Raw genomic sequence first — 16289 nt, 5'->3', positions numbered from 1 at the left:
CGGGCCCCTTTTCGTCGGGGGCCCGGGGCCTTCGCCGCGGGTTCCTACGAGGCCGGGCCGACCCGGACGGTGGTGATCCGCCCGCCCTGGGACTCCCGGACGACCTCGATCCTGGTGTTGGTGTCCGGGACCTTCACCGCGAGCTGCGGGAGGGCCGGGTCGGTGTACGTGCCGGTGTGGTCGTTGAAGACCGGGACGGCCGGCTCGGACGGGATCCGCACCGCGACGCCGCCCTTGTGCAGGGTGAACGCCGTGGTCGGCTTGAGCGAGAACGGCGCGTCGTAGGTCTGCGCCCGCCCGTTGACCAGGGTGCCGTCGGCGAAGCGGACCGCGGCCGGGTGGGCGTCGATCGGCAGGATCAGCCCGCCGCCGGGGTGGTCCTTGGTGTTGTTGTCGCCGTACGCGGTGTCCCACAGCCAGAGCAGGACGCCCTCCTGGTACGGGTAGGTGTCGACGACGTCGGCCTTGCCCGCGACGCCGCTGTACCCGAAGTTGTACGGGCCGGTCTTCAGGAACGCGCCGTAGCCGGTGTAGCGGCGGTTCTCGGCGAGGTAGGCGCGCGGGTGCTGCTTGACGGCGGTGCGGCCGGTGATGACGGTGAAGCCGGTGGCGGTCCAGCCGTTGGCGCCGTTCTCGGCGCCGTCGGCGAAGAGCTCGGTGCCGCCGGCGGTGATCCTGACGGCGTCGACGAGCGCGCCCCGGCCGTGGGTGTTGTTGTCCGAGGTGGCGTGGAAGCGCAGCCGGACCTGCCGGCCGAGGTAGCCGTCCAGCGGGATGTGCAGCTTCCGGTAGGTGCCCGAACTGCCGCTGAGGCCGGGGGTGTTGGCGCTGGTGTTGCCGATCGGCGCGCCGTCGACGGTGCCGCCCAGGGCCGTCCAGTGCTTGCCCTGGTCGGTGGAGGCCTCGACGGTGAGGAAGTCGTAGTCCTGCTCGGTGTCGTACCAGGCGGCGGCGTCCAGGGCGGCCGGGCCGGTGGTGGTGCGCAGGTCGACGTCCCGGCTGAGCGAGTTGTCGAGGTTGTCGCCGGTGTCGCTCCACCACTGCCTGGCGCCCTCGTACGGGTCGGCGAGGTCGGTGCTGGTGGTGCTGTCCGGCAGGTGGACGAGCAGCGCCTGGGCCTGGTCGGTGTTGTAGCCGCTCACGCCGAGGGCGTGGCTGGACCGGGTGGCGGCCTGCGCCTCGTCGTAGTCGAGCCAGCCGAACTGGAGCTTGCTCCAGGCGTCGAGGTCGCCGGGGTAGCCGCCGGTGGTGTTCGGCCCCTTGCCGAGGTAGGAGCCGGAGGACATCAGCGACCAGAAGTTGACGCTGTTGTCGCCGCCGTTGGTGCTGTACAGGTCGGGCAGGCCGAGGTTGTGGCCGTACTCGTGGGCGAACAGGCCGACGCCGCTGTTCTCGCCGGCCTGGACGTAGTCGTAGACGTAGAGGCCGGTGTCGCCGACCGGTGCGCCGCCGATCTTGTTGCCCTCCGGGCCGGTCTGGCCGGTCGCGTCGGGGAAGGTCCAACTGCGGTGCGCCCACAGCGCGTCGGCCCCCTGGGCGCCGCCGCCCCAGGTCTCGTCGACGCCGGCGTGCACCACGATGACGTTGTCGAGGTAGCCGTCGGGCTGGTTGAACTCGCCGGTCTTGGTGTGGTCGTAGCGGTCGTAGGCGTCGTACTGGGCGAGCTGCGCCTTGATGTCGGCCACGCTGCGGCCCTTGGCGATCTCGCCGTCGTACCAGGCCTTGACGGCGTCCCGGATGAACTCCTGCCCCTGTGTCCAGGCGCCGGAGCCCTGCGGGCCCTTGTTGCTGCCGTATCGGGCCTCGTTGTACGGGACGGTGACCCAGTCGCTGACGGTGCCCTGGACGTCGTAGCGGCCGGAGGACTGGGTGCGGTAGTAGTTGCGCATGGACACGGCGCCGGGCGTGTCGTCGAAGAACATCTTCTGGTAGTAGTCGCGGCTGAAGTCCGGCTCCCACAGCGTGTGGTTGTCGCCCTTGCCCGGCTTGGGGATCTGGTCGTGGCGCGGGCCGGGGGTGCCGCCGTAGCGGGGCTGGCCGTTGTACTGGGTGGTGTTGTCGACCTGGTCGCCGAACTGGGCGAGGATCACGAAGACCTTGTCCGTGCGCTGGTGCGCCAGTTGGACGTAGTCGTTGCCGACCTTCACCTTGGCGGGGGCCCGCTTGCCGGCGGTCTTGGCGACGGCGCCCTGGTTGAGCTGTTCCAGGGCCTTGGTGCGGAGCGCCTGGCGCTCGCGCTCCTGGGGGGCGAGCGGTGCGGGCGGGGCTTCGGCACCCTGCTCCGCCGGGGCGGCGGCGATCGTGGCGGGGGCGGGGGCGGCGGCCTGGGCGGGGGTGCCCAGCAGGGTGGCGGCTATCGCGCTCGTGGTGAGCGCGGCCGCGAGAGCGGCGGACAGTCTGCGCAACTGACCGGTCCTTTCGGGGGGATGGGGTCTCGGGCTTCCGGGCTACCGGGCTTTCGGGCGGTCCGGGTGGGAGTAATCGTTCGGTGAAGCGCAGGTAATATTTCACATGTCACGGGTCACGTGGAAGAGGTGGAGGCAAGGCGAAGGGCGCCGCACCACCGGTGCGACGCCCTTGTCCGGAATCCGGCGAATCAGCCCAAGGATGCCCGCAGGAAGGCGAGTTCGGCCTGGGTGACCTGCTCGTTCACTCCGCCCGGGGTCATGTGGGTGACGCCCGGCAGCGGCAGCACGCTGTGCGGCCGGCCCGCCTTGGTGAGCGCCTCGGAGAGCAGCAGGGTGTGCGAGGGGTGGACGTTGTCGTCGGCCAGCCCGTGGATCAGCAGCAGCGGCCGGGTCAGCCCGGGCGCGTCGGTGACCAGGCAGTCGTCGGCGTAGCCCTCCGGGTTGTCCTGCGGCAGCGCGAGGTAGCGCTCGGTGTACGCGGTGTCGTAGTGCCGGAAGTCGGTGGGCGGGGCGCCCGCGCAGGCGGCGTGGAAGACGTCCGGGCGGCGCAGCACGGCGAGCGCCGCGAAGTACCCGCCGTACGACCAGCCGCGCACGCCGACCCGGTCGAGGTCGAGGTCGGGGTGCTGCCCGGCGAGCGCCTGCAGGGCGTTCACCTGGTCGTCCAGCGCCACCTGGGAGAAGCGGCGGAAGATCGCCCGGGTGAACTCCGGCGAGACGAACGGGGTGCCGCGGTTGTCGGTGGTGACGACGGCGAAGCCCTGGTCGGCCCACCACTGGCGGAGCTGCCAGCGGCGCGGTTCGGTCGCCACGGCCTGGAAGCCGGGCCCGCCGTAGACGTCCAGCAGCACCGGCAGCCGGCGGCCGGGGACGTGGTTGCGGGGGTACACCACGGCGGTGGGCAGGCCGAGTTCGGTGACCCGGGCGAGCCGTGGGCGCACCCGGTAGGGCAGGGCGGCGCTCAGGTCGGTGAGCGGCAGCGCGGGGCCGTCGGGCGAGGCGTCGAGCGAGCCGTCGCGCAGCAGTCGGCGCCGGATGCCGTCGGCGTCGGCGGTGGTGAGCAGCAGAGTGCGGCCGGCGGCGAGTGCGGAGTGCACGCCGGGGCCGGTGGTGACGGGTTCGGGTGCGCCGCCGTCCGGGTCGACCAGGTGGACGTACTGGTCGGCCGGGTCGCCCTGGCCGGTCTCGCAGAGCAGCCGGCCGTCCGACTGCCCGACCACCCGGCGGATCTGGAGCCTGGTGGTGTCCAGCGGCTTGCCGTCCAGGGCGAGGCCGCGGGCCTGCGGGCTGTCGTGGGCGGTGAGCAGTCGGCCGTCGGCCAGCCGGGCGGGGGTGCCGGGCAGGTCGTCGACCCAGAACTCGTCGGTGGTGCGGGAGAGTTCGCGGGTCTCGCCGGTGGCCGGGTCGGCGGTCAGCAGCAGGACGTGCTGCTGGAGCCGGTCGGCGACGGTGAGCAGCAGCTCCTGGTCGGAGGCCCAGGTGGCGGCGCAGAGGTACGGGAACGCAGCGGCGTCCCAGCGGAGCCGTACCCGGCTGCGGTCGAGGCCGAGCACCCAGAGCTGGACGTCCGCGTTGGGGCCGCCGGCCTGCGGGTAGGCGAAGTCCTCGGCGGGCTCGCCGGGGTGGGCGGGGTCGGCGAAGTAGCGCCGGGGGAGGGCGGATTCGTCCACCCGGGCGGCCAGCAGCGCGCCGCCGTCGGGGCGCCACCAGTGGCCGCGGGAGCGGCCGAGCTCCTCGGCGGCGGCGAACTCGGCGACGCCCCAGCGGGCGCCGTCGGCGGGGGAGAGCGGTTCGAGGTCGGGGGTGACGTACAGGGTGTCGTCGGCGACGTAGGCGACGCGTTCGCCGGCGGCGTCCGGACGGGGGTCGAACGCGGGCCCGGCGACGGGCAGTTCGGTGCCGGTGCCGGTGGCGGTGTCGATCCGGAACAGCCGGCCGTCGAGGACGAGGACGGCGGTCGCGAGGTCGGCGGTGGCCGCGTAGGTGCCGATGCCGGCGGCGACCAGGCGGGTGCGTTCGCGCAGCCGTCGTTCGACGGCGGGCAGGTCGTCGCGGCGGCCGGCGCGCCCGGGGGCGAGGACCGCCGGGTCGGCCACGAGTCGTTCCTCGCCGGTGGCGGTGTCGAGCAGGTGGAGGCGGTCGACCGGATCCTCGGAACCGGTCGAGCGGAGCAGCAGCAGCCGGGTACCGTCCTCGGCGAGGGTGAACGCGCGCGGCGCACCGAAGGTGAACCGGCCGGTGCGGGCGCTGAGCGACAGGAAGGGGTCGGTGATGGTCACGGCCCGATCGTCGTCTCGGGGCACGCCACCCGACCAGTACCCTGTCATGTGAAATGTCACACATCACAATGCGGAGGATGCCGTGATCGAGGACCTGTGGACCGCCGAACCCCCGGCCCCGCTGCCCGCGGCCGACGGGCTGTTCGGCGTCTCACCGGACGCGGCGCACCTGAACCACGGTTCGTTCGGCGCGGTGCCCGTCCCCGTGCAGCGGGCGCAGCAGCGGCTGCGCGCCGAACACGAGCTGGACCCGGACGGCTTCTTCGCCGACCTGCCGGCCCGGGTCGGGGCGGCGCGGACCAGGATCGCCGCCGACCTGGCCGTCGACCCGGACCGGCTCGCCCTGGTCTCCAACGTCACCGAGGCGGTCGCGATCGCCCTGGACACCATCCCGTTCGCGCCCGGCGACCGGATCCTGGTCACCGACCACGGCTACGGCGTGGTCACCCGGGCCGCCGAGCGCCGGGCCGCCGAGACCGGCGCCGAGGTGGTCGAGGTCGAACTGCCGCTGGACACCCCCGACGAGCAGGCCGTCCGGGAGGCGGTGCTCGCCGCCGTCGACGAGCGCGTCACCGTCGCGGTGCTGGACCAGATCACCTCGCCCACCGCCCGTCTGGTCGCCGGAGCGGGCCTGCTCGCCGACCTGCGCGAGCGCGGCGTGACCACCGTCGTGGACGGCGCTCACGCCCCCGGCATGCTGCCCGCCCCGGTCGACCCGAACGCCGACTTCTGGTTCGGCAACCTGCACAAGTGGGCCTTCGCCCCGCGCGGCACCGGCGTGCTCGCCGTCCGCCCGGAGTGGGTGGACCGGGTGCGCCCGCTCACCTTCTCCTGGGAGCACGACCGGGGCTTCCCGTGGAACGTCGAATGGCGCGGCACCTGCGACTACACGGGCTGGCTGGCCGCCCCGGCCGGGTTCGAGCTGCTGCGCGAGCTCGGCCCCGAGGCGGTGGCCGCGCACAACGCCGCGCTCGCCGGGTACGGCCAGCGGATGCTCGTCGAGCGGGCCGGCCTGTCGCCGCTGCCCGCGACGCCCGGAGTCTCGATGCGCTCCGTCCGGCTGCCGGCCGGGTGCGTCGAGGCCGAGCAGGACGTGAGACCGCTGCGGGACGAGGTGTGGCAGCGGCTCGGCACCCGGATCGCGATCCGGCCGTGGGCCGGCGGCGGGGTGCTGCGGGTCAGCGCGCAGCTGTACAACCGGCCGCGGGAGTACGAGCGGCTGGCGGACGGGCTGGCCGACCTGCTGAAGGGCTGACCGGCGCGCGGGGCCGGCCTGCGCGCGCGGCTGGTCCGGGCCGGTCCGCACGTGGCTGGTCCGGGCCGGTCCGCACGTGGCTGGTCCGGGCCGGTCCGTACGGCTACTCCGGGCCGGCCCGCTCGGAGTTGCCTCGGTCGGAGCCGGCCCGCTCGGAGCTGGCCCGCAGCTCGGCGAGCAGCAGGTTCTGGTCGGCGAGCAGCCCGGTGAGGATCCGCCGGGCCGCTCGCAGCAGGTCGGCGACGTCGCCGCCGGCCAGCGCGTACACCACCGTGCTGCCCTCCCGGGTGGCGGTGACGATGCCGGACCGGCGCAGCACCGCGAGCTGCTGGGAGAGGCTGGAGGGTTCGACCTCCAGCTCGGCGAGCAGCCCGCGGACGGGCGTCGGTCCGGCCTGGAGCAGTTCCAGCACCCGGATCCGGACGGGATGGCCGAGCATCCGGAAGAACTCGGCCTTGGCCTGGTAGAGCGCTACCGCCACGAGTCCCCCCTTCCCTGGTGTCGGTCCGCTCAGATCTCCAGCGAGAGTTCGATCCGCTTGAGCTGGTGGCGGGCCATCGCGAGGTTGGAGCGGCCGCGGTTGAGCGCCAGGAAGAGGAAGAGGCCGCGTCCGGTGGGCGTCGTGATCGGTCGGACCATGTGGTACTGGTTGGTGAGGCTGATCAGGATGTCCTCGATCTCGTTGTCGTGCAGGTTGAGCATCTCCATCGCCCGCATCTTGGCGCGGACCACGTCGGTGTTCCCGGCGGCGGCGACGTTGAGGTCCAGTTCGCCGCCGTCGCCGAGGCTGCCGAGCGCCATGCCGCTGCCGTAGTCGACCAGGGCCACGCCGATCGCCCCGTCGATCCCCATGGCCTCTTTGAGGGACGTCTCCAGGTTCGCCATCGTCGGTGTCCTCCCGTGAGTTGGTGGCGGTCGCTCCGCCGTGGCAACGACGGTAGGGAGACCGGCGGCGGTCCACCGGGGATGACCGGAGACGTCCGAAGCTGGTCGGACTCCGATCACTTGAAGATGTTTGCAACTATGGATGTGAGAGGAAAGCGATCCCGGAATGATCCCGCGGCCGATCCCGCCGTGCGGAAGCCCCACGGAAGCCGCACGGAAGCCGCAGGGAAAGCCGTACGGAAGCCGTGGGGAAGCCGCACGGAAAGTCGCACGGAAAAACGGTGCTATCGATGTCAGTGCCGCCGGGTAACCTCTCGCTGAGATGCGAGATCACACCAACCACACCCGGACGGCGATGAACACCCCTGAGCCCCAGCCCCACGACGACCAGGAGCTCAGCCCCGCCGAGGCGTACGCGGCCAGCCGCCGCCGGGCCAAGGAGCAGGCGACCGCGCTCCACGGCTTCCAGCAGCTGTACGACTTCCCGCTGGACGACTTCCAGCTGGAGGCCTGCGAGGCGCTGGAGGCCGGCTCGGGCGTCCTGGTCGCCGCGCCCACCGGCTCGGGCAAGACCATCGTCGGCGAGTTCGCCGTGCACCTGGCCCTCCTGGGCGGCCGCAAGTGCTTCTACACCACGCCCATCAAGGCGCTGTCCAACCAGAAGTACGGCGACCTGGTCAAGCGCTACGGCGCCGCCAAGGTCGGCCTGCTCACCGGCGACAACACCGTCAACGGTGACGCCCCCGTGGTGGTCATGACCACCGAGGTGCTGCGCAACATGCTCTACGCGGGCTCCAGCACCCTCGACGGCCTCGGCTACGTCGTCATGGACGAGGTGCACTACCTCGCCGACCGCTTCCGCGGCGCCGTCTGGGAGGAGGTCATCATCCACCTCCCCGAGTCGGTCACCCTCGTCTCGCTCTCCGCGACCGTCTCCAACGCCGAGGAGTTCGGCGACTGGCTGGACACCGTGCGCGGCGGCACCCGGGTGATCGTCTCCGAGACCAGGCCCGTGCCGCTGTGGCAGCACGTGATGGCCGGCAACCGGATGTACGACCTGTTCGCCAACCCCGACCGGGACGGCCGCCCCAAGGACGGCCCGCGCAACCCCGGCAAGGCCGTCAACCCCGAGCTGGTCCGGCTCGCCCGCTCCGAACTGGACCGCAACCCGCGCGACCGGTTCGGCCGCGGCCGGGGCCGCAGCATGCCCAACGGGCGCCCCGGCCGGGTCTGGACGCCGGGCCGGGTGGACGTCATCGACCGGCTCGACGCCGAGGGGCTGCTGCCCGCGATCACCTTCATCTTCAGCCGGGCCGGCTGCGAGGCCGCCGTCCAGCAGTGCCTCAGCTCCGGCCTGCGGCTCAACAAGGACGCCGACCGCGCCGTCGTCCGGGCCTTCGTCGAGGAGCGCTGCGCCGACATCCCCGACGAGGACCTGCACGTCCTCGGCTACTTCGAGTGGCTGGACGGGCTGGAGCGCGGCATCGCCGCCCACCACGCCGGGATGTTGCCGCGGTTCAAGGAGGTGGTCGAGGAGCTGTTCGTGAAGGGCCTGGTCAAGGCCGTCTTCGCGACCGAGACCCTGGCCCTCGGCATCAACATGCCCGCCCGCTCGGTGGTCATGGAGAAGCTGGTCAAGTGGAACGGCGAGACCCACGCCGACATCACCCCCGGCGAGTACACCCAGCTCACCGGCCGGGCCGGGCGCCGAGGCATCGACGTCGAGGGCCACGCCGTGGTGCTCTGGCAGCGCGGACTCGACCCGGAGGCGCTGGCCGGCCTGGCCGGCACCCGCACCTACCCGCTCAAGTCCTCGTTCCGGCCGTCCTACAACATGGCCGTCAACCTGGTCTCCCAGTTCGGCCGGCACCGCTCGCGCGAACTGCTGGAAACCTCCTTCGCCCAGTTCCAGGCCGACCGCTCGGTGGTCGGCATCGCCCGCCAGGTCCAGCGCAACGAGGAGGGGCTGGAGGGCTACCGCGAGTCGATGACCTGCCACCTCGGCGACTTCGACGCGTACATGGACCTGCGCCGCCGGCTCAAGGACCGCGAGAACGAACTCGCCCGCGAGGGCAGCAGCCAGCGCCGCGCGGCCGCCGTCGAGTCGATCGAGCACCTCAAGCCGGGCGACGTCATCCACGTCCCCACCGGCAAGTTCGCCGGCCTCGCCCTCGTCCTCGACCCGGGCCTGCCGCCGGTCAGCCGCAACGGCCGGGTCGGCCGCCACCCCGACTTCCAGGACGGGCCCCGCCCGGTGGTGCTCACCGCCGAGCGGCAGGTCAAGCGGCTCGCCATGATCGACTTCCCGTACCCGGTCGCCGCCGTCGAGCGGGTGCGCATCCCCAAGTCCTTCAACCCGCGCAGCCCGCAGTCCCGCCGGGACCTCGCCTCCGCGCTGCGCACCAAGGCCGGCCACCTCGAACCCGAGCGGTTCCGCCGGGGCCGCGCGGCCGCCGCCGACGACCAGGAGATCACCCGGCTGCGCACCGAACTGCGCCAGCACCCCTGCCACGGCTGCGACGAGCGCGAGGACCACGCCCGCTGGGCCGAGCGCTACCACCGCCTGCACCGCGACACCGAGGTGCTGGAACGCCGGATGCGCTCCCGCACCCACACCATCGCCCGCACCTTCGACCGGGTCTGCGGGCTGCTCACCGACCTCGGCTACCTGAGCGGCGACACCGTCACCGACGACGGCAAGCGCCTCGGCCGGCTCTACGGCGAACTCGACCTGCTCGCCTCCGAGTGCATCCGCGAAGGCGTCTGGAGCGGCCTGGACGCCGCCGAACTCGCCGCCTGCGCCTCGGCGTTGGTCTACGAGGCGCGCCAGTCCGACGACGCCACCGCCCCCCGGGTGCCGGAGGGCGCGGCCAAGGAGGCGCTCGGCCAGATGGTCCGGATCTGGGGCCACCTGGACGCCCTGGAGGAGCAGCACCGGATCAACACCGCCGAGGGCGTCGGCCAGCGCGAGCCCGACCTCGGCTTCGCCTGGGCCGCCCACCGCTGGGCCCTCGGCCACAGCCTGGACCAGGTGCTGCGCGACGCCGACATGCCGGCCGGCGACTTCGTCCGCTGGACCAAGCAACTGATCGACGTCCTCGGCCAGATCCAGGACGCGGCCGGCGAGGACGCCGAACTGCGCCGGACGGCCCGCAAGGCCGTCGACGGCCTGCGCCGCGGCATCATCGCCTACTCCTCGGTGGGCTGACCCCTCACCCCCGCAAGGGCCCGCCCGCTCCCCGAGCGCGCGGGCCCTCCGCTTTTCCACCTCCCTGACAACGAAGGTGGGGAAGCGCCAGGCCGTCGGCCACGGCGCTTCCCCACCCCCACCCCCCTGAGCGGCTTCGGCTTCGCCTCGCCGCCTGGGCTTCGACGACATTGCGTAGGAAGTCGGCCCAGCCGACTTCCTACGCAGAAGAAATGCTCCTGCCCCGCCGATGGCAGGGGCAGGAGCTTTCCGATGACGGAAGCGACACCGGGTTGGTGAGGGGTGCGTAGGAAGTCGATACGGTCAACTTCCCGTGGAGAAGAGGAACTCGACTGCCACGCTGAACCCCGGCGCCCTCGCTCCACCCGAGCGAGGGCGCCGAACACCTCTCATGCCATTTCGAGGGCCGCTTTCACCTTGTCGGGCCCGTGCACCATCAGGTTGTGCACTGCGCTGACCTGCCGGGCACCGGCCCACACGCCCGTGCTCGGTACGCCGAACTGTCGCAGCTCGACCCGTCCAGCCGTGAACAGGTCCGGCTCGACGTACCTGCTGCCGCCTGTGCCGCACAGGTACGTATCCGCGCCGACTGCCTGACACAGGTCCACGAGGCGCTGCGTCCGCCCGGAATCGGCGGACAGGGTGCTGCTGCGCACGGTCGCTCCCGACCAGCCGAGGACATGGAGCAGTAGCAGGGTGGATGCTTCGGCGATCTCCGCCGTCCGGTCGGTACTCCTGAAGAGCGTCAGGAGCCCCGGCAGGTCAGCCGCCAACCGAGGCCAGAAGGGACTGACCCCGTAATGCCGGCGGAGGACGTGTTCCACCCGGCGGATGCTGCGCGGGGCGTCGACGGTGCGGGCGTCGCGGATCAGTGTCGATCTTCCGTCCGGCAGGTGCGTGGGGACGGACAGCCACCGGGCCGGGCCAGTGCCGTCGACCGGCCCCGTCCTGGCCCGGTGCTGGTAGTCACGGCGGCTGAACTGGACATCGTCGAGGACCACCCAGACGTCCGCGGCGGCCAGCTTCGCCACGGTGGACAACCGGGGGAGGAAGTTGGGTTGGTGGACAGCGCACACCAGCCCGGAGGGCGGCGCCGCGTCAGTTGAGGGTCTTGCTGTCGAATCCGTCGGCCAGAAGCCGCTGGTACGCATCATGAACCGTCTCCGGGACCTCCTGGGCAACGGCGAACCCGCGCCTCGGGTACTCGATCACCCGCTGGAGGTCGCCCACGAGGCTGTCGATCACGAGCTTGTCGTCGCCGATGCTCTTCACGTAGTCGTTCAGGCTCATCGGGGTCGAGGCGCACACCACCTCGGCCTCCGGCCACACCTTGCGGCACGTCGCGAACGCCCGGCGCTCCATGTACGGCATGGTCACGAGCAGCACCGACCGTGCCTCGATGTCGGCGGCCTCCAGAACGTCACGGGAGAACTGGATGTTCTGCCCGGTGTTGCGGGCGCGGGGCTCCTGGTGGATCGCATGCTCGGGGACCCCGAGGGCGATGGCGTGCTCGGTGAAGTGCACGGCCTCACCTCGGGGGAAGAGCTCCGGCCGGGACGGGTTCGGCCCGCCCGTGAACACGATCCTCCGCACCAGGCCGTCCAGGTACAGGGCTGCCGTCTCGGCCGCCACTCCGAGGTCGTGGCAGCCCAGACCGATCGCCACATCGCACGGCCGACGCTCGTGCCCCATCTGGTGGTATTCCCAGATCAGCGTGGCGTCCGCCCACTGTCGGTCGGTGATCTCGCGCTGCTGAGTGTCCGCCACGTTCTTCTCCTGCTCACTGAAGGCACCGTTCCCGCTGGAATCCGGACCGGATGCCTCGGATGCTCCTCCGCTGGTGGGTCATACCGTACTTGTCCGCCATCACCTCGGCCCTTTCCAGCAGGGCGAGCCCCTCCCCGGCAGTCGCGCGGTCGGTCAGCAGAATGTGCCCGTGCGCGGTGGTCAGCCGGACGTCCTGCATCGGTGCCGAACCGTTGGTGTTCGTCCTCGCCACCTCGATCAACCGGACCGCCTCCCCGAGATTCCCTGCACCGCGGTACGCGAGAGCAAGCTTCTGGTTGCCTGTCGCCCAGTCGTCCGCCTCACCCAGGTTCTCGAACGCCCGGATCGCCGACTCGGCGATGCCGATGGCCTGTTCGTGTGAGCCCTGCTTGTCGAGCGAGGTTCCCACCCATAGGGCCGCCCGAGTCCGATCCCGTGCGCTGAGGCGAACGTCACCGGAAAGGTCCGAGTATCGATCCGCCGCAGCCGAGAGCTGTCCGGACATCTCAGTCACCACGGCCAACGCCAGGTCCAACTGAGCCGTCCGCCTGGGGATGTCGAGCTGGGTGTACAACAATCGGGCCTTGGCGTACGAGGCCGACGCTGACAGCGGGCCGAGCAGTGCGCCCTGATCACGGCGGAGGTCTCCCACCAAGGCCGTCGAGCGGGCCAGCAGGTAGAGGCCGCGGTCGTCGAGTTCGACCGTCGGCCAGCGTGACCGCCAACGTTCCAGCAGGACTCCCGCTGATGCGAACTCCTGCCGGGACGCCGCCAGAACCGCCCTCTCGATGTCCTCCGCCCACGTCTCGTACTCCCATGCCCGCGGCCCGGCCTGGATCTCCGCGAGCACCGGAGCGCCGACCTGTTGCGCCACCAGTGCCTCGAATCGCATACGAGCATCGGGATCGCACTGGCGCAGCACTGTGTCGAAGATCGCCTGGGTGTCCGGCCTCGGCCTGGTACTCACGCCCAGCTTCTCCCAGTTCGACACCGCGCGGACCGACATGCCCAACTGCGCTGCCCAGTCCCGGACGGACTTGCGGCACGCCAGCCGCAGAGCCCTCGCTTCGAGCCCGGTCCACACGATCACTGCCGCCATTGCCATACCTCCGCTCCGGGGTGCCATCGAAGCACCGCAGGTCGTGGTGGTGCGGCGAAACTGCCACGGAACTGCCACGGCACGCGATTCCGCGACGACGGAGCCTCCCGCAGTCTGGAAGCCGACAACCCCGCTGACCGGAAGGAACCGTCCAGCATGCTCACCGAGCAACTATCGGTCCCACCGCCCGTCGTCATTGGGCTGCTCCGCACAGCGGTCGCTGCGGGGCTACCTCGTCGGCGAGCTCTGACCGGGGTCCTCGACGCCTTCTGCGAGCGGCAGGAACTCCACCTCGTCGATGTGATCACCGATGAGGGTGCCGAGCCGGATGCCCTCATCACCGGCATCGAAGAGCAGCGCGATGTGTACGCCGTCGTATTGCCCACGATCGCGCACCTCGGCGACCAGGCTGCCGCCGACAGACGGCGCAAGCACCTTGAGGACGTCGGCATACGCCTCTTGGTCACTCGGACCTAGAAAACTGCCCCCCCCGGCCCCTGGCGCGGCGAGTCTCCGCGAGCACGCGATGACTGACCATCACTCGCCACCCCCGCCAACGGCCCGGGACCGTCTCCCCACGTCCAGCCCGGAGGAACAGCCATGCACCGTGTCCTGGAGGTCAAAGCCACAGTCACCACCGCGTCCCTCGGCGCGATGCGCGACCTGATGTCCGAGGAGGTCGCGAGAGTCGGCATCGTCCTCGACGAATCCCGGGCGTACGCGCTTCGCGTGTGTTCGTCGGAGTTCATCGACAACGCGATCAAGCACGCCACCGGTCCAGGACCCGGCGGTGAAGCCGAGCTGTCGATCGAGATCGACGTCGACTGGGAACGGGACCGTCTGCGAATCACCGTCACGGACCCGAGCGTGGTCGAACCGGCGATGAACAGCAGCATCGACGACCTCGACGCGACCAGCGGCCGCGGACTGGTGGTCGTCGACGGCTACGCGGACGACATCGGATGGCACCAGCGGATCGACCTTCAGGGGCGGCCCACCGGCTGGTCCGTCTGGTTCGAACTCGACGTGGAACCGGCGACCTTCGGCCAGGCCACCGCCGCTGAGGCGGAAGTGCAGCCGAAGACCGTCGTGCGGCCCCCCGAGCGTTGCCTGATGGTCGGCCCCGGGCACGCACCCGGGAATGCGCCGAGGCCGAACCGGCCGGCTCAACGGCATGGGGAGCGCACCGCCGTGCCGACGGCCGCGAGCCGACGTCTCCACGGGCCGGGCCGGGCCGCGACTCCCGTCCACCCTTCCACTCCGTACCCGAGGACTGCTCCGTGAGCGTCGGAACGCGCACCAGAGCGCTGCTCAAGACCATCGGCCCCGCCCGCAGACTGGACATCGCGGCCTCCTACGAGGCCCTGACGCAGGCCTGCGTGGCCACCGGCGACGACCCCGCGAAAGCCGAGTTGCTCAGCGACAGCCCGAATCACCTGTGGTCGCTCGGCTCGCGCGCACTCGCCATCGTCCACCCGGACGTGGACGAGGCCTGGGCGCTCATCAAGGGCGCGCAGTTCCTCCGGGAGCACCGACTCCCCGTCACCTCCGCCTACTACACCGAGGTTCGCGCGGCCGCCGACGGCCGGGCCGTGACCTTCTGGCAGGACCCCGGGAAGCCGAGCACCGACACATCCCTGTCCGCGTGGGTGACCGCCCTCACCCACCGCATCGTCCCCGGGACGGCGTTCTGGCTGCGAGAGCACGACCCGTTCGCCGGCTTGCTGGACGGCCTGGACGAAGCGCCGTTGGACGAATCCGCCCGCCGGTTCCTGCGCGAACGCGCCGCCCAACTGCGAGAAGAGTGGGACTACCTCGACTGGCCGACACGGGACACCGTCGTCCTCGGTGCCCTCGGCATGGTCCCCGTCCACGACGACGGCACCCACGTCGGACTCCTCCTGCGCCGCCCGCTCAGACGCGGCCACCGCGAGTGGGACCTCGTTGCCGCCCGCTGGCGCTCCGAACTGCTCACCGGCCCGCGTCAGGACCACCGCACCTACGCCGACACCTACCTCTCCTACGAGCGGGAGGACCGGCTCCCGGACCACCCCTATATCGGTGCCTGGTCCGGCTATCAGGTCGTGCGCGACATCGTCGTCCTCACCGCAGTGATGGACACGGTGCGCCGCGCCCACCTCGACGCCAACCTCCGCCAGAAGGCGGCCCACCGGGTCGCATGCCTGCGCGGTGCCCACCCGGCCCCGTGGAACTGGGGGCTGCGATGACAAGACCGAACGAGGAGTTCACATGGACGTGACCCGAGGGTTCTTCGTCACCGTCGACGGACTCAGCGCGAGCGGGAAGACCACCGTCGCCCCGCTGGTCGCCAGCCTTCTCGGTGGCGTTCACCTCACGGACGACACCTTGCCGACGTTCCCCCGCATGCGTGCGGAAGTCGACGCCGCCGACATCCTGCCGGCGCGGTTCCACTGGTGGATGATGGCCAACCACATCAAGTCCGAGACCGCCAGGGCGCTCATCGGGAGCGGTCGGACGGTGGTGGTCGAGTCCTACTTCCCGCGCACCATCGCCACACACAGGGCGATGGGTCACGGCTGCTTGCCGGAGTACCCGGAGGGAGCCCTCGTCCCGCACGTGCCGATTCTGCTGGAGGTGGACGAACGCGTCCGCCAGGAGCGGCTTCGTCGGCGGGCCGAGCTGGGAACGCTGAGCTCCTGGCACCGGCGGGAGGAGCTGAACGTGGCCGAAAGCTCCCGCGTGTACCGGGCGTTCGGACTGCTGCGGGTCGACGGCACCGGCCGCACGCCTGATGAGGTGGCTCGCAGCATCGCCGATACCGTGCGCTCATCTGCCCGTATCACGCTGAGGAAGGCAATTCCCCATGACCGCAACCGAGTTCGAAGCGAAGATCCTCAACGTCGATCCGGAGAAGATCCGCGTGCTCCTGACCGAGGCTGGGGCTGAGCATGTGGTCGACCGCTTCCAGCGCCGCTACGTCTACGACATCCCCGGCCGGCCGGGCGCGTGGGTCCGGCTGCGTGACACCGGTACCGACGTCACGTTGTGCGTCAAGGAGATCCACTCCGATGCGATCGACGGCGTGACCGAAACGGAGACGACGGTCGGTGGCTTCGACGCCACGAACACGCTCCTCGGCAAGCTCGGCTACCAGCCGAAGGCGTACCAGGAGAACCGTCGGTCCTCCTGGACGCTGGGCGGCGCGGCCGTCGAGATCGACCACTGGCCGCTGATCCCCCCGTACCTGGAGATCGAGGGCGACAGCGCCGAACACGTCCACGCGACCGCCCGCGCGCTCAAGCTTCCTCTGGAGGAGCTGACGAGCGAGAACACGACCAAGGTCTACCGCCGGTACGGGATCGACATCGACGCGATTCCCCGGCTCACGTTCGAATGACAGGAGACG

14 protein-coding genes are annotated in these 16289 nt (G+C 71.3%); 7 read left to right on the top strand and 7 right to left on the bottom strand.

Translation table 11 applies throughout. From position 1 onward, the window contains the following. Nucleotides 1-44 precede the first annotated feature (44 nt). Nucleotides 45-2405 carry an immune inhibitor A domain-containing protein gene (locus OG556_RS06635; RefSeq protein WP_371516280.1) on the bottom strand — a complete coding sequence of 787 codons (2361 nt, stop codon included), beginning with the start codon at nt 2403-2405 and terminating at the stop codon, nt 45-47. A 191-nt stretch (nt 2406-2596) separates the two neighbouring features. Further along, nucleotides 2597-4687, bottom strand: a complete 2091-nt coding sequence (locus OG556_RS06630; protein WP_371516279.1) for a prolyl oligopeptidase family serine peptidase — start codon at nt 4685-4687, stop codon at nt 2597-2599. An 82-nt stretch (nt 4688-4769) separates the two neighbouring features. On the opposite strand from OG556_RS06630, the gene OG556_RS06625 reads away from it, so the two are divergent. After that, a complete protein-coding gene (locus OG556_RS06625) occupies nt 4770-5942 on the top strand; it encodes an aminotransferase class V-fold PLP-dependent enzyme (protein ID WP_371516278.1) in 1173 nt (390 codons plus the stop codon). A 103-nt stretch (nt 5943-6045) separates the two neighbouring features. Here the strand turns inward: OG556_RS06625 and OG556_RS06620 are convergent, their stop codons facing one another. Together OG556_RS06620 and OG556_RS06615 are read right to left on the bottom strand one after the other, a co-directional pair. Then, complete coding sequence (locus tag OG556_RS06620) at nt 6046-6423, bottom strand: ArsR/SmtB family transcription factor (RefSeq protein WP_371516277.1); 378 nt, start codon at nt 6421-6423, stop codon at nt 6046-6048. 29 nt (nt 6424-6452) lie between these two features. Continuing rightward, entirely contained in the window at nt 6453-6827 is a 375-nt protein-coding gene (locus OG556_RS06615; RefSeq protein ID WP_350877952.1) for a hypothetical protein, read from the bottom strand. A 355-nt stretch (nt 6828-7182) separates the two neighbouring features. On the opposite strand from OG556_RS06615, the gene OG556_RS06610 reads away from it, so the two are divergent. Next, nucleotides 7183-10035, top strand: coding sequence for a DEAD/DEAH box helicase (locus OG556_RS06610; protein WP_371522597.1), 2853 nt, complete (start codon nt 7183-7185; stop codon nt 10033-10035). A gap of 389 nt (nt 10036-10424) precedes the next feature. On the opposite strand, the gene OG556_RS06605 is transcribed toward OG556_RS06610, so the two are convergent. The 3 genes from OG556_RS06605 to OG556_RS06595 are packed head-to-tail and all read right to left on the bottom strand — an operon-like array spanning nt 10425 to nt 12901. Continuing rightward, a complete protein-coding gene (locus OG556_RS06605; RefSeq protein ID WP_371522596.1) occupies nt 10425-11111 on the bottom strand; it encodes a WbqC family protein in 687 nt (228 codons plus the stop codon). Nucleotides 11112-11133: 22 nt separating this feature from the next. After that, nucleotides 11134-11802 (bottom strand): YdcF family protein, encoded by a 669-nt coding sequence (locus OG556_RS06600; RefSeq protein ID WP_371516276.1) that lies wholly within the window; start codon nt 11800-11802, stop codon nt 11134-11136. Nucleotides 11803-11815: 13 nt separating this feature from the next. Beyond that, nucleotides 11816-12901 carry a hypothetical protein gene (locus tag OG556_RS06595; RefSeq protein ID WP_371516275.1) on the bottom strand — a complete coding sequence of 362 codons (1086 nt, stop codon included), beginning with the start codon at nt 12899-12901 and terminating at the stop codon, nt 11816-11818. A gap of 156 nt (nt 12902-13057) precedes the next feature. On the opposite strand from OG556_RS06595, the gene OG556_RS06590 reads away from it, so the two are divergent. The 5 genes from OG556_RS06590 to OG556_RS06570 all read left to right on the top strand — a co-directional run bounded on the left by OG556_RS06590 (nt 13058) and on the right by OG556_RS06570 (nt 16280). Next, complete coding sequence (locus OG556_RS06590; protein WP_371516274.1) at nt 13058-13378, top strand: hypothetical protein; 321 nt, start codon at nt 13058-13060, stop codon at nt 13376-13378. A gap of 123 nt (nt 13379-13501) precedes the next feature. Further along, entirely contained in the window at nt 13502-14185 is a 684-nt protein-coding gene (locus OG556_RS06585; RefSeq protein ID WP_371516273.1) for an ATP-binding protein, read from the top strand. Continuing rightward, the gene (locus OG556_RS06580) at nt 14182-15129 is read left to right on the top strand and encodes a hypothetical protein (RefSeq protein WP_371516272.1); all 948 of its coding nucleotides are present in this window, start codon (nt 14182-14184) and stop codon (nt 15127-15129) included. Before OG556_RS06585 ends, OG556_RS06580 begins: the two co-directional genes overlap by 4 nt. Before the next feature lie 22 nt (nt 15130-15151). Next, entirely contained in the window at nt 15152-15829 is a 678-nt protein-coding gene (locus tag OG556_RS06575; protein ID WP_371516271.1) for an AAA family ATPase, read from the top strand. Next, nucleotides 15747-16280 (top strand): class IV adenylate cyclase, encoded by a 534-nt coding sequence (locus OG556_RS06570; RefSeq protein WP_371516270.1) that lies wholly within the window; start codon nt 15747-15749, stop codon nt 16278-16280. Before OG556_RS06575 ends, OG556_RS06570 begins: the two co-directional genes overlap by 83 nt. The last annotated feature ends 9 nt before the right edge of the window (nt 16281-16289 follow it).

This window comes from Kitasatospora sp. NBC_01300 (assembly GCF_041435235.1).
Taxonomy (GTDB): domain Bacteria; phylum Actinomycetota; class Actinomycetes; order Streptomycetales; family Streptomycetaceae; genus Kitasatospora.
Note: the sequence above shows the minus strand (reverse complement) of the source record. Positions and strands in the feature narration are given on the sequence as shown.